At 59.4% G+C, this 14,006-nt stretch carries 12 protein-coding genes; 7 read left to right on the top strand and 5 right to left on the bottom strand.

Features of this window, described 5'->3' with window-relative positions:
* Positions 1-28: 28 nt before the first annotated feature.
* Positions 29-1,528 (bottom strand): efflux transporter outer membrane subunit, encoded by a 1,500-nt coding sequence (locus CCX46_RS04860; protein WP_127925900.1) that lies wholly within the window; start codon positions 1,526-1,528, stop codon positions 29-31.
* A gap of 275 nt (positions 1,529-1,803) precedes the next feature.
* On the opposite strand from CCX46_RS04860, the gene CCX46_RS04855 reads away from it, so the two are divergent.
* The 6 genes from CCX46_RS04855 to CCX46_RS04830 all read left to right on the top strand — a co-directional run bounded on the left by CCX46_RS04855 (position 1,804) and on the right by CCX46_RS04830 (position 7,680).
* Positions 1,804-2,772, top strand: coding sequence for a LysR family transcriptional regulator (locus tag CCX46_RS04855; RefSeq protein ID WP_102900633.1), 969 nt, complete (start codon positions 1,804-1,806; stop codon positions 2,770-2,772).
* Positions 2,773-2,956: 184 nt separating this feature from the next.
* A complete protein-coding gene (locus CCX46_RS04850; RefSeq protein ID WP_127925899.1) occupies positions 2,957-3,436 on the top strand; it encodes a hypothetical protein in 480 nt (159 codons plus the stop codon).
* Positions 3,437-3,908: 472 nt separating this feature from the next.
* Positions 3,909-4,283, top strand: coding sequence for a DUF6124 family protein (locus CCX46_RS04845; RefSeq protein WP_127925898.1), 375 nt, complete (start codon positions 3,909-3,911; stop codon positions 4,281-4,283).
* A gap of 648 nt (positions 4,284-4,931) precedes the next feature.
* Positions 4,932-5,306, top strand: coding sequence for a DUF6124 family protein (locus CCX46_RS04840; RefSeq protein WP_127925897.1), 375 nt, complete (start codon positions 4,932-4,934; stop codon positions 5,304-5,306).
* Positions 5,307-6,048: 742 nt separating this feature from the next.
* Complete coding sequence (locus CCX46_RS04835; protein WP_127925896.1) at positions 6,049-7,023, top strand: 2-hydroxyacid dehydrogenase; 975 nt, start codon at positions 6,049-6,051, stop codon at positions 7,021-7,023.
* Positions 7,024-7,170: 147 nt separating this feature from the next.
* Positions 7,171-7,680 (top strand): DUF2165 family protein, encoded by a 510-nt coding sequence (locus tag CCX46_RS04830; protein WP_127925895.1) that lies wholly within the window; start codon positions 7,171-7,173, stop codon positions 7,678-7,680.
* A gap of 19 nt (positions 7,681-7,699) precedes the next feature.
* Here CCX46_RS04830 and CCX46_RS04825 read toward each other — a convergent pair whose 3' ends face one another.
* Positions 7,700-8,602 carry a DMT family transporter gene (locus tag CCX46_RS04825; protein ID WP_127925894.1) on the bottom strand — a complete coding sequence of 301 codons (903 nt, stop codon included), beginning with the start codon at positions 8,600-8,602 and terminating at the stop codon, positions 7,700-7,702.
* Between the two features lie 139 nt (positions 8,603-8,741).
* Between CCX46_RS04825 and CCX46_RS04820 the strand changes: the two genes are divergently transcribed.
* Positions 8,742-9,617, top strand: coding sequence for a helix-turn-helix domain-containing protein (locus tag CCX46_RS04820; RefSeq protein WP_127925893.1), 876 nt, complete (start codon positions 8,742-8,744; stop codon positions 9,615-9,617).
* Between the two features lie 200 nt (positions 9,618-9,817).
* On the opposite strand, the gene CCX46_RS04815 is transcribed toward CCX46_RS04820, so the two are convergent.
* The 3 genes from CCX46_RS04815 to CCX46_RS04805 form a co-directional block, all read right to left on the bottom strand.
* Entirely contained in the window at positions 9,818-12,247 is a 2,430-nt protein-coding gene (locus CCX46_RS04815; protein ID WP_127925892.1) for a TonB-dependent siderophore receptor, read from the bottom strand.
* 206 nt (positions 12,248-12,453) lie between these two features.
* Positions 12,454-13,443: a FecR family protein gene (locus CCX46_RS04810; RefSeq protein WP_127925891.1), complete on the bottom strand. Its 990-nt coding sequence runs from the start codon at positions 13,441-13,443 to the stop codon at positions 12,454-12,456.
* The gene (locus CCX46_RS04805) at positions 13,440-14,006 is read right to left on the bottom strand and encodes an RNA polymerase sigma factor (RefSeq protein ID WP_127925890.1); all 567 of its coding nucleotides are present in this window, start codon (positions 14,004-14,006) and stop codon (positions 13,440-13,442) included. Before CCX46_RS04805 ends, CCX46_RS04810 begins: the two co-directional genes overlap by 4 nt.

The raw sequence follows: 14,006 nt of genomic DNA, 5'->3' as shown, positions 1-14,006 counted from the left end.
AGGCTCACTCCTACAATGGGTTGTGTGTTCAATGCAGGAGTGCCGGGGTTTTCGGTGCCTGGGTTTTCTCGGCCGCCGGCACATCGTTGCCGGCACCGAGGCCACCACCCAGCGCAGTCACCAACTCGGCATGCGCACTCAACCGCGCCGCCTGCACCTGCTGCTGAACTTGCTGTTGCTTGAACAGCAACGTCTGCGCATTGAGCACGTTGAGGTAATCGGTGAGGCCGCGCTGATACGCGATCATCGCGATGTCGTAAGTCTTCTGCGCCGTGGCCACCGACTCGGCGGCAAAACCTTGCTGCTTGTCCATCGACTCGCGGCGGATCAACTGGTCGGAGATATTCTTCAGCGCATTCACCAGCGTCTGGTTGTAATGCGCCACAGCGATGTCGTAACCGGCGGAGGCTTCACCGAGTTCGGCACGCAGTCGGCCACCGTCGAAGATCGGCAAAGAGATCGCCGGACCGACGTTGTAGTTGAGTTTCTTGCCGGTCAAAAACTCCAGCGCGCCACCGCCGGTGGCCATGTAACCGAGACTGCCGACCAGATCGACGTTGGGGTAAAAACCGGCGTGCGCCACATCGATACCACGCGCCTGCGCCGCGACCTGCCAGCGACTGGCAACCACATCCGGACGCTGGCCGAGCAGTTCGGCGGGCAATGCCGACGGCAGTTTCAGCGCAGCACCGAGGGACAATGTCGGGCGCTGCAACTGCGCGCCCGCCCCCGGCCCTTTACCCGCCAGCGCGGCAAGTTGATTGCGACTCAGGGCGATCTCTTCATCCAGCGCATCGATTTGCCGATGGGTTTCCGGCAACGGCGTTTCGGCCTGACTGACTTCGAAGTGTGTGCCGATGCCACCATTCAAACGCTTCTGTGCCAGATCGAGAATCTGCTGTTGCTGCTTGAGCGTCGCCGCGACGATGTCGCGCTGGGCGTAATGCAGCGACAGTTCGATGTAGGCGCGAACGATGTTGTTCTGCAATTCAAGCTGCGCCAATCGCGCCTCGGCCGCGCTCATGTGCGCAAGGTCCACCGCACGTTCGCTGGCATTGCTTTCACGGCCCCAGAGGTCGAGCGCGTAGCTGAAACCGAGCGCGGCGTTGTTGTCCCAGGTCGTGGTGTTGGCCAGCTCGCCCGGACCGTAGAACTGATCGGTCGGCCAGTTGTGCCGCTTGATCGTTGACTCGCCATTGATCTGCAATGACTCGGCGGATTCGGCGACGCCGGCCATGGCTTTGGCTTGACGCACTCGCGCAGCAGCCATGGCCATGGTCGGACTGCCTTGCACGGCGAGGTCGATCCAGCGATTGAGTTGCGGGTCACCGTAGGCTTGCCACCATTGCGCGGTGGGCCAATTGGCGTCACGGGCGGCATGGGCGATGGCGTCGTCGGTGGCCAGTGAATTGGCTTCCAATGCCTTGCCCTGCGGGGCAATTCCTTCGGTTGAGATGCAGCCGCCAAGACCCAGGGTAAAAGCCAGAACACTGAGCGGCAAAAGCGCTCTGTTGATGCGACGCGGCACAGCTGCGAATTCCTGAGAGAGGGGTAGATCGAGGACCCGTGCAGGAGCTGCCGCAGGCTGCGATCTTTTGATCTTGATTCCCTTAAAACAAAATCAAAAGATCGCAGCCTTCGGCAGCTCCTACCGGGATCGGCGCAATTCTAGGGGGCGCCCTCAATGGCGATAAGCTGGGAATTCTGTGAATCTTTGTTACGGTTAACGAGATAATCCCTTGGTCGGGGGTCTCGCCCCCGAAACTTCGTGTCACAATTTGCCATCTCCCTTGAGAGCACCCCATGGACACTTTGCAAAACATGCGCGCCTTCAGTTGTGTCGCCGAAGCCGGCAGCTTCACCGCCGCTGCCGTGCAGCTCGACACCACCACCGCCAACGTCTCGCGCGCGGTCTCCAACCTGGAAGCCCACCTGCAAACCCGCTTGCTCAACCGCACCACGCGGCGCATCGCCCTGACCGAAGCGGGCAAACGCTACCTGCTGCGCTGCGAACAGATTCTGGCCTACGTCGAAGAGGCCGAAGCCGAAGCCAGCGACGCCCACGCGCGCCCGGCCGGGCAATTGAAAGTGCACACCATGACCGGCATCGGCCAGCACTTCGTTATCGACGCCATCGCCCGCTACCGCAAGACTCACCCCGACGTCACCTTCGACCTGACCCTGGCCAACCGCGTGCCGGACCTGCTCGACGAGGGCTACGACGTGTCCATCGTGCTCGCCAGCGAATTGCCGGACTCGGGTTTCGTCTCGCAACGGCTGGGCATCACCTACAGCATCGTCTGCGCCTCGCCGGCCTACGTGAAAGCCAACGGTGCCGCGCAAAAGCCCAGCGACCTGCTCAACCACGCCTGCCTGCGCCTGGTCAGCCCGGTAATTCCCCTGGAAAAATGGGCCTTCGACGGCCCGGAAGGCCAGGAAATGGTCACCATCAACAGCTCACCGTTTCTGGTGAACTCCGCCGACGCGATGAAAACCGCGATCACCAGCGGCATGGGCGTTGGCGTGTTGCCGGTGTATGCGGCGATCGAAGGCTTGCGCAACGGCACACTGGTGCGGGTCATGCCGAACTACCGCTCGCAAGAGCTGAACCTGTATGCGATCTACCCGTCGCGGCAATATCTGGATGCGAAGATCAAGACGTGGGTTGAGTATTTGCGTGGGTCGTTGCCGGAAATTCTCGCGGCGCATCAGGCGGAATTGGCGGCGTATGAGTTGAGTGGCAGCCTCGCCGGCGTGCGTGTCGCCAACTGAATGTAGCGTTCTGCCGACGTTACTGAACCGGGGCAATTGGCGTTGGCAGTCCCTCTGACGTTCAATTCTCCTCTACTGTCAACTGTCAACTCTGACAGTTGACAGTGTTCCCCCCCACTCCTAGCTTGAAAACGTCGCCAGACCTTGTCTGGTTCACGGAACGATCAACGCCAAGGAGTTCATCATGTTCACCAGGCATCAGTTTCCCATTATCAAAACCTCTCCCAGCATCGGTCGTATGACGGCCCGCATATCGGGTGATCTGGACTTCACCTCGCAAAACTCAGGCTTCGCCTATGACCACTACACCACCGACAACAAACTGCACTTGTCTTTAAACACGGTACAGCTCACTACCGATGCAAATAGAAACGAAATCGAGCGCGGCATTGAAATAGTGTTCCCACCCGACATCTCGAGCGGCACCTATAACTTCGAAGATAAAAAGGTCTGTGCGACTTTTTGGAAGATATGGCAAGTGGAGACCCATATCCGCTTTGAAACCTACAGTGCTGATACAGGCTCCATCACCTTGAGTTTTGATCATGATCAAGAACTGTACAAGGGGAGCTTTCAGTTCAAATCTGCTGGCGCTGAAGGTAAGGAGCTGGAGGTCAATGGTGGTACGTTCTCCATCAAAGGGCGGGACAGTATTTCGCTCTGAATCTGCCGCGGCCTGTGGCAGAAGAGCAAAAGCTGACCCTCTTCGCCGCGCAGACTTTTGACCCACGGCTCTCTTCATCGCCCCAACTGTCTCCTAAACAAAACGCCTCACCTCCAGGAGCTGCCGCAGGCTGCGATCTTTTGATCTTGCTGTTTAAAAATCAACAGATCGCGGCCTACGGCAGAGCCTACAAAAACAGGGATTTCGCGGATGTTTCCGACAGGTTTTGCAGGTTGTCCGTCGGAAGTGCGGTGGCTAGGATTTGGGTGTCGCTGACGAATCAGCGACCGGACTTGGTCGTCCGGGTTTAGAATGGCGCACTTTTTCAGCTTGCTTAATGGCGAACTGTGCGTGGGAGGGCTTTGGCCCTGCCGGGTTTCCATTCCCTGGTCGACCAACCCGCGTACAGTTCGCCACCCTACTGCTTGGTCGCAGTGTGTGACGAACTCCACATCCCGAATGGAGTTTCACCATGATCAAACCAACGCCTAATCCGCCCGAAGCGGAGAACACCACCCCCTACGAATTCCCCGGCTCGAAGAAATTTCACGAAGCCGCCGAACGCGCCCTCGACCACTACCTCAAACCCAACGCGCTCACCCTGCGCTTCCACAAATCCAGCACCATGTTCCAGGTCGCCCCCGATCAGGACAGCGAAAGCCTGCTGGTCCACGCCTGCGAATCACTGGCCCAGGCCAGCCTCATGACCAGCGACATCGCCGCCTACATCGACCTGCCGCAACGGCGGACGATTCTGGCGATTCAGCAGATCATCATGCTGGCTGAACTGGCGGTGAATCGAGTGCTGGATAACCACGAAATCTCCCAATCCCCTTCACAAAGCTAAAAGCCCCTCACCCTAACCCTCTCCCGGAGGGAGAGGGGACTGATCAAGGTGTTTGGCAGGGCTACACCGACGTGCGATACCGTGTTGAACTCAGATTTTGAAATGCCCAAAAATCGGCTCCCTCTCCCTCGGGAGAGGGCTGGGGTGAGGGGTAAATTCACCGCAAAACAAAAGCCAAGCGCGTGTCTTCCCATCCAGCGGACAGGACGTAAGTTCGGCTGCGGCCATCGGGCTGACTTTAAACAGAACGTCATATTCGCGCAGATCAGCCACAGCCTGCGACCGAGGGACTTTCTGTTTAAAAATCAAGCAATCCACACCTACAACAACTCCTACGAAAACCAGGAATCTGCGGATGTTTCCGACAGGTTTTGACGGTTGTCCGTCGGAAGTGCGCTGGCTAGGATTTGGGTGTCGCTGACGCATCAGCGACCGGGTCTGGAAAACCCGATTTCAACTACCAAAGCTCATGGCATACTGCGGCGCTTTTTCTGCTCGCAATGTTATGGCGGCTGTACGCGGGAGGCCCTTGGGCCTGCCGGTTTTGGCAAGTTGACCGGTTTTTCCAGTCTGCGTACAGCTGCCACCCTTTCGCCTGGAAAACGAAAAGTGGCAGCTTCAACTCAACTTGCCACGAGTATGTTTCCTATGTTCAAACCAACGCCCAATCCGCCCGAAGCGGAGAACACCACTCCTTACGAATTTCCCGGCTCAAAGAAATTCCACGAAGCCGCCGACCGCGCCCTCGACCACTACCTCAAACCCAACGCACTGACCCTGCGCTTCCACAAACCCAGCACCATGTTCCAGGTCGCCCCTGATCAGGACAGCGAAAGCCTGCTGGTCCACGCCTGCGAATCACTGGCACAGGCCAGCCTCATGACCAGCGACATCGCCGCCTACATCGACCTGCCGCAACGGCGCACGATTCTGGCGATTCAGCAGATCATCATGCTCGCCGAACTGGCGGTGAATCGCGTGCTGGATAACCACGAAATCTCCCAATCCCCTTCACAAAGCTAAAAGCCCCTCACCCTAGCCCTCTCCCAGAGGGAGAGGGGACTGATCGAGGTGTTTGGGTGAGCTACGCCGACGTGCGATACCGAGTCGAATTCAGATTTTGAATCAGATCAAAAGCCCCTCACCCTAACCCTCTCCCGGAGGGAGAGGGGACTGACCGAGGTGTTTGGGAGAGTTACGCCGACGTGAAATACCGAGTCGAACTCAGATTCTGAAACAGATCAAAAGCCCCTCACCCCAGCCCTCTCCCTCGGGAGAGGGCTGGGGTGAGGGGCAAATCCACCACAAATCCAAAGCCGACCACGCCCCGCTCTTCACCACTCAATAGGCCGAGTGTCAGCTCGCCTGCTTTTGATCTTGATCCACGGGCGACGTCGGAAGGCTGAGTGGAGGGATTGATCCGGGCGTGGGAGCGCAGCGACCGTTTGGCGCAGCCAAACACAGCGAGAGGAGGTGCAGCGAAGCAAACCGGAGACGCTGCGCCCGGATCGATCCCGCAGCGAAGGAACCCCGAGCCCCAGCGAGCGGGCCGCACGTAGGAGCAAGCGTTTTTTTGCTTACTTTTTTGAGGCGTTTGTCAAAAAAGTGAGTCGCCGTAAGGGCGAAACCCTAAGCCGCCATCACCCAAAAAACGGATATACACCCAACACCACCCAAAACCTGGTCGGCCCAGAGGCCGCCAAGACAACCCCAAGCCAGAAATGTTAGCGTGCTTGGTATCAAGCCCGAACAAGAGCCAAAAACGATGAAAAAAACTGTCCTGGCCTTCAGCCGCATCACCCCGCCCATGATCGAACGCCTGCAACAAGAATTCGACGTCATCGTCCCCAACCCAAAAAACGGCGACATCAACGCCCAATTCAACGAAGCCCTGCCCCACGCCCACGGCCTCATCGGCGTCGGCCGCAAACTCGGCCAGGCCCAACTCGAAACCGCAACAAAACTCGAAGTGGTCTCAAGTGTCTCCGTCGGCTACGACAACTACGACCTCGCCTACTTCAACGAACGCGGGATCATGCTCACCAACACCCCGGATGTGCTCACCGAAAGCACCGCCGACCTCGCCTTCGCCCTGATCATGAGCAGCGCCCGCCGCGTCGCCGAACTCGATGCCTGGACCAAGGCCGGCCAATGGCAAGCCAGCGTCGGCGCGCCCTTGTTCGGCTGTGACGTCCACGGCAAAACCCTCGGCATTGTCGGCATGGGCAACATCGGCGCCGCCGTCGCCCGCCGTGGCCGCTTCGGCTTCAACATGCCGATCATCTACAGTGGCAACAGCCGCAAAACCGAACTGGAGCAGGAACTCGGCGCGCAATTTCGCAGCCTCGATCAACTGCTCGCCGAAGCCGACTTCGTCTGCCTGGTGGTGCCGCTCAGCGACAAGACCCGCCATCTGATCAGCCACCGTGAACTGGCGCTGATGAAACCCGACGCCATTTTGGTGAACATATCGCGTGGCCCGGTGGTCGATGAACCGGCCCTGATCGAAGCCCTGCAAACCAAGCGCATTCGTGGTGCCGGCCTCGACGTTTACGAAAAAGAACCGCTGGCCGAATCGCCGCTGTTCCAGTTGAGTAACGCCGTGACCCTGCCGCACATCGGCTCGGCGACGAATGAAACCCGCGAAGCCATGGCCAATCGTGCACTGGCCAACCTGCGCAGCGCCCTGCTCGGCGAACGTCCGCAGGATCTGGTCAACCCGCAAGTCTGGCGCGGATAAAAAAATACGGGCAAGTGCGCTATCGCACTTGCCCGTTAGTTATGCCTTACACAACTTGAAATTGAACAACAAAGCCAGTTAAACAACAGCATTATAAGCTCTGCCTGCCTGTCGAATAATCGACAAACGCTATGGAGAGCCAATACCTTGAACACCCTGACAACCGACAAGCTCATTCGTTACAGCAAAGTCATATTGATGGCTTACATCAGCTTCTTTGGCGTGCTGGTGATGATCCACAACTTTACCGACTACAACTCAAACTACACCTACGTCGCTCATATCCTGAGTATGGACACCACCACCGCCAGTGAAACCATCAAGTACCGGGCCATTGAATCACCGATGATCCATCACCGGATCTACTGGTTCATCATCACGCTGGAAGTCACGTATACCGTGCTGTGCCTGATAGGCACCTATCAGTTATATCGCCACATCGATGCTTCCGCAGAGATATTCCACGAGGCAAAAAAGTTCTCGATCATGGGCATATTGGCAGCCATTTTCATTTATTACGTGTGCCTGCAAACCGTGGGTGTGGAATGGTTTGACATGGACACTTCGCAATCATGGAATGCCAAGGACTGGGCGCGACATATCGTTGACTTCATCTTCCCGGTAATGATTTACATCACATTGAAAGTCGAGCGCTGAAGTTCAGCGCTCGTTTATTTCAAGCCAGCTTTCCCTGTACCGGCGCCACCACCGCTTTCGGTTTACGAAACACCAATACGTTGCCCAGCATCACTAACACCAGTCCGACCAGCGCCGGCGCTGTCCACTGATAACCCTCAGCAAATGCCGAGACGTTCAGCGCCACAACCGGGAACAGCACGGTGCAGTAAGCCGCGCGCTCCGGGCCCATGCGTCCGACCAGCGTCAGATACGCAGTGAAACCGATCACTGAGCCCGGGATGACCAGATACAGCAGCGCACCGACGTAACGCGGGCTCCAATCCATGTCGAACGGAATACCCTTGACCAGACACCACACCGACAGCATCGCCGCGCCGTAGGCCATGCCCCAGGCGTTGGTGGTCAGCGGCTTGAGACCCGCTTTCTGCTGCAGACTCGAGAGCATGTTGCCCGCCGAGAAACACAAGGTGCCGCACAACGCCAGGCCGAGACCGAGCAAGGTTTGCGGGCTGGCCTGATGCCCGGCCAGTTCCGGCCAGAACAACATACCCAACCCAAACAACCCGAGCCCGCCACCCAGTAGCACATTGCGCGCGATACGTTGACCGAAGAACACTCGCGCATTCAGCGCGTTCCACAGTGTTGCGGTAGAAAACACCACCGCGACCAGACCGCTGGGAATCCACTGACTGGCGGTCAGGAAGCACATGAAGTTGACGCAGAACAGACACACCCCCTGCGCCACGCAGATGAGATGCCCACGGCGGTTCATCGGTTGCAGGCGACGGCTGAGCAGCAACAGCGCAAACAGCACCAGCGCGGCGAGGCCGAAGCGATAGACGATCGATACGGGAATCGCCACCACGCCCAATTGCCATTTCAGGGCAATCCACGTCGTGCCCCAGATCAGCACGGTCAGCAAATACAACGACAGGTTCATGGCACACACTCCTCGATAGGCCTTGAGTGTCTGCCCGGGCGTTCATTGCGCGCTTGCAGATTCTTGCGCTTTTGTCGGGCGGCAGGCTGGCAGCTCGGCGTCTACGGAGTAGGATGCAAGGCGTTGAAGAGAACCGCTCATGGCCGCCATCGATACCTTGCAAGTCTTTCAAGCGTTGAACAGCTCGCCGAACGCACGCCTTGTGCACAGCGCCGAGCTCGGTGACGGCTTGTCTGCGGCTTTGTGGACCAACCACCACGATGCGCAGGAATACGCAGCGCCGAGCCACCACACGTTGTCCTGTTACATCGCCGGTGGCACCGGCACCTTTCGGCGCGGGCAACCCGGACAAAAAGGCGGGCCAGACAAGCTGTGCATCCTGCCCGCCGATCATGAGTCGGGCTGGGTGATCAACGGCGATATCCGTCTCGCACACTTGTATTTCAGCGCCGAACAATTCGCCCTCGGTTGCGTCACGCTGCTGGATCGCGAACCGCGGGAAATGCAGCTGCACGAGCAAACCTTTCTCGAAGACCCGCAACAGGCGCAGCGCTTTCGGCAGTTGCTGAGCCTGAACTGGGACGAACCCGCCGAACGCTTGCTGACCAGCAGCCTCGCCCATGAACTGATCAGCCACACCTTGCTCAGCCAGGTGGGTGCGCGTCAGGGTTTGCGTTTGAAGGGTGGATTGGCGCCACACCAGCGGCGGCAATTGGTGGAGTTCATCGACACTCAGTTGGCCGAGCCGATCAGCCTCGGTCAACTGGCCGGGTTGTGTGCGTTATCGGAATACCACTTTGCGCGGATGTTCCGGACGAGTTTCGGCTTACCGCCGCATCAATACGTGCTGGCGCGGCGCTTGAGCCGGGCACGGGAGTTGTTGCGCGGGACGGCGTTGCCGTTGGGTGAGATTGCGCTGGCGTGCGGGTTTGCCAGCGCGAGTCATTTCACCAATCGGTTCAAGCAGGTTTTGGGGGGGACGCCGGGCGAGTATCGGCAGGCGTTTTTGCGTTGAGCCCTTTTCCCCTCACCCCAGCCCTCTCCCGGAGGGAGAGGGAGCCGACCGAGCTGTCTGGCGCTATACGTCGACCTGAAACACCGAATCGATTATGGATTCGGTAAAGATCGATCACGTCGGCGGAGCTCTCCAATATCCCACGGTCAGTCCCCTCTCCCTCGGGGAGAGGGTTAGGGTGAGGGGCTTCTGATCTTGCCTTAAAACTCCAAAGTGCTGGACAGCGAAACCTGCCGCGAATCGCCCATCGACACAAAGAACCGGCTCGCCGCCGAGGTGTAATACGTGCGGTCAAACAGGTTCTTCACATTGAGCTGAAACTTGACCTTCTGCCCTTCGACTTTGGTGTCGTAAGTGGCAAACGCATCGGCCACGGTATAGCTCGGCAGATCAAAGTCATTCACCGCGTTACCCGCACGTTCACCGACATAACGCGCTCCAGCCCCCACGCGCAATTGATCGCCGCCGATCACGCTGCCGAAGTCATACACCGCCGACAACGAGCCGGAATTCTTCGCCACGTTTTGCAGGCGCTTGCCTTTGTAATCCGGGTCTTCGGTCACTTCGGCATCGGTGTAAGCGTAGCTGCCGATCATGCTCCAACGGTCAGTCAGTTGGCCGGTCAAGTCCATTTCCAGACCGCGCGAACGCACCTCGCCAGCCGCGCTGTAGATCGTCGTCGGGCCTTCGGAATTGGCCACCAGCACGTTGCGCTTCTTGATGTCGAACAACGCAATGTTGCCAGTGACGCGCCCCGGCATATCCAGCCGCGCGCCGAGCTCCCATGACTTGGCTTCTTCCGGCGCGATGCTGCCGTCGAGCACGGTGCTGCTGCCGCTCAGCGGGGCGATGGTCGAGTTGGGTTTGAACGATTCGGTGTAGCTGCCGTAAAACGACAAGGCGTCGGTGTAGCGATACACCAGACCTGCGCGCGGGACGAACTTCTGGCCGTTGCTGTCGGTGTTGGCCTTGAACGGCACGCCTTTTCCGGCGTACTGGTCGTACTCCTGGAAGCGCCCGCCGGCGACCAGAATCCACTGGTCATTGAGGTGAATCGAGTCCTGCATGAACACCGAATCGCTGCGCAGTTCATCGGTCTGCGCACTGTCGGGGGCGCTGACGGTCGTGCCGGCGACTTCGCGGCCATACACCGGATTGAGGTAGCTGAACGTGGTCAGGCTTTTCTGGCGGATCAGGTCAGCGCGGTAGATCTTGCGGTACTCGTCGTCGACGCCGAACACCAGATCATGTTGCATGCCCAGCACGTTGACCTTGCCTTCGAGGCTGGCGGTGGTGAACCGGTCGGTGCTGATCGCGTTCTGGGTGCCGTCCATGCTGCGGGTCAGCGTGCCCTTTTTGGTGTCGATGGCGGTCACGCGGACCTGGCTGGCGTCGTAGGTTTCGCGGTTCCAGCTGTAACCGAAGTGGGCTTTCCAGTCATCATTGAGGTCGTGGTCGGCTTCAAAGTGATACAGGTCCGAGCGGCCTTCCATGTTGTTGAACGGCTCGTCCAGACGCTCCTTGCGCGAGATATCCAGCGGGTGATTGGTGCGCGGATCGATCAGCGTGCCACGGTCGAACGGCGTGAGAAATTCGCGGTGCTCGTAGGCGAACAACAGCTTGGTGCTCTCGCCGAACCAGGCCAGCGACGGGGCGATCAGGGTTTCACGATGGGTGCCGAAGTTGCGCCAGTAATCTTCGTCTTCGTGGTCGAGCACCATGCGATAGGCCAGCCCGGAATCGCCCAACGGGCCGGTGCTGTCAAGGGTGCCGCCGCTGCCATTCTTGCCCTCGCCGTAAGTCGAGCCACGCAAGGTCAGCGCATTGTATTGGGTGAGTTCCGGCTTCTTGCTGACCATGTTGACCACGCCACCGGGGTCTTGAATGCCGTACAGCAAAGAGGCCGGACCTTTGAGCACTTCGACGCGATCAACCGTGGCGTTCATGCCACGGCCCTGCACGATCGGCATGCCGTCGCGCATGATCGAGCCGTTGCGGTTGTCACCGAAACCGCGGGTCATCACCGAATCCTGAGTGCTGCCCAAGGTGTTGCCTTGGGTAATGCCGCTGACATTGGCCAGCGCGTCATCCAGATTGCGCGGCGCCTGATCGCGGATGACTTGCGCCGGGATGACGTTGACGGTCTGCGGGACTTCCTGCAACGACGCTGAGGAACGCATCACCGAACTGGTTTCCGGTGGTTGATAGCTCATCGATTCGTCGCGGGTCGAGGTGATGGTGGTGGCGCCGAGGTTCAACGCGCCTTCGGTGGGTTTGGGTTCCAGTGCCAGCGTGTGGCTATCGGTGCGGCGGAAGTTGAGGCCGGAACCGCTGAGCAGGCGTTGCAGGGCCTGTTCGGCACTCATCTGGCCATTGACGGCCGGCGCGGTGAGGCCGTACGGCGCTTCGTCGGTGTAGACCACGCTCTGCCCGGTGACGCGGCTGAAGTCGCTCAAGGCTTGCGGCAGCGGTTTGGCGGCCAGGGAAAAATTGAACTGCTTTTGCGCCTGGCTGCTGACGGCTTCAGCGGCGAGCGCGACGCTCATCGGCAACAGCGCCAATGCCGAAATGCTCAGTGCAGACACGCCTAACCATTGTTTGACCGAACCCGATTTTGCCCTGGACTTCATTGCTCAATGACCTGTGTAGAACCGCAACGGATGCGAATGACTCGCAGTTTCAGTCACTACACGGATGGGGCAGATGTTTACCTCACCAACATTTGAAAATTATTTTTTGTGGTGTTCGATCGGGCGCCATCGCGAGCAGGCTCACTCCTACATTTGGAATGCGTTCCCCTGTAGGAGTGAGCCTGCTCGCGATGGCTTTAGCCGCCTCAACGCAAAATAATCAGATGCCCCAACACCTGATGCTGCTCAAACCCCATCACCCCTTGCAGTGAACTGAGCACCGCCTGCGGATCCTTGCTCGGAAAACTGCCACTGACCTTACGCGCCGCCAGCTCATCGTTGAGCAACACTATTCGCCCGGGGTAATAACGGCGCAGATCCTCGACCACATCGGCCAGCGTCGACTTGTAATAACTCAGCCAACCCTGACGCCAGGCCAGTTGCGCTTCGCTGTCCACCGCGTGAAGCTTTTGCGCCGTGCCTTCGCCGTAAGCAACCTGCTGACCAGCGGTGAGAATCTGCTGTTCGCCGTCGCGATCCGCCGTCACGCCAACGCGCCCGGACAACACCGTGACCTGCGCACCGTGAGGCTGCAGTCGCACTTCGAACTGCGTGCCGAGCACTCGCGCCTCGCCCTTTTCCGCCGCGACCACAAACGGATCCCCCGTATGTGTGACGCTGAAAAAACCGGCCCCCCGGCGCAACTGCACATGCCGTTCGCCATGGCTGAAATCCACGGCAATCGCACTGTCGGCATCCAGCGTCACCTGCGATTGATCGGCCAGCGTTACCGTGCGGATCTCTCCGGGCGCCGAAACATAATCGGCGCCCAGATCATCGATCCAGCGTTGCGGTTGCCAACCGCTGCCGAGGCTGACCATCAGCAACAGACTCGCCGCCATCGCCAGCGCCCCCGACCAACGCAAAAGCTGCGGACGGCGCGGGCGATCCATCGCATCGAGATAACCCTGCAACGCCAAAGCCTCTTCATCGGCCAGCGTGCGCGCCGGGCTTTCGCTCAACTCCCAGAGCACTTGCGCCTGCGCATACGCTTCGGCATGCGCCGGATCGGCGCGCAGCCATTGACTGAAGGTCAGTTGATCGCCGGCGCTCGGCCGGTCATGCAACAGGCTCAGCCAGGCAAACGCAGCCTGCTCTTGCGCGGGCGTCGGGGTGGTGGAATCGGATGGCTTCACGGTGCTTTCCCTGGCAGGCGTGGCGCGGGTTCGCGCAGGCTGGCCTTGCAGGCCTCGAGGGCGCGCATCATATGTTTTTCCACGGCACTTTGGGACAGGCCCATGGCTTTGGCGATGTCCGCGTACTTGCGGCCGTGGATGCGATTGAGCAAAAAGATCTGCCGGGTGCGTTCGGGCAACGCACGCAACGCCGCTTCGACATGGCGCAGATCATTGCCCGCTTCCAGCGCCGCTTGCGGTTCGCTGCCGTGGCTGTCCGGCGCGTCCGGTTGCCAGCCTTCGTTGACGCGCGTGCGGGTGCCTTCGCTGCGCAGATGATCGATGGCGATGTTGCCGGCGCAGCGCAGAAGATAGGTGCTGAGCTCTTCGACCTGCACCAGCGGCCGCCGCCAGAAACGCAAAAACAGGTCCTGAACCAGATCCGCCGCCGTTGCCCGGCAACCCACGCGCCGGCTCACCAGCGCTTCCATTTGCGAACGCTGAGACAGAAAAACCTGGAGAAAATGCGCACGCGCCCCGCGCGGCTCGTCGTCGCGGGATTCCGGCGGTAGACCGATCAGCAC

Origin of the sequence: Pseudomonas sp. RU47, from assembly GCF_004011755.1 — a bacterium.
Taxonomy (GTDB): domain Bacteria; phylum Pseudomonadota; class Gammaproteobacteria; order Pseudomonadales; family Pseudomonadaceae; genus Aquipseudomonas.
The sequence above is the reverse complement of the archived record's forward strand: the minus strand, read 5'-3'. Positions and strand labels throughout refer to the sequence as shown.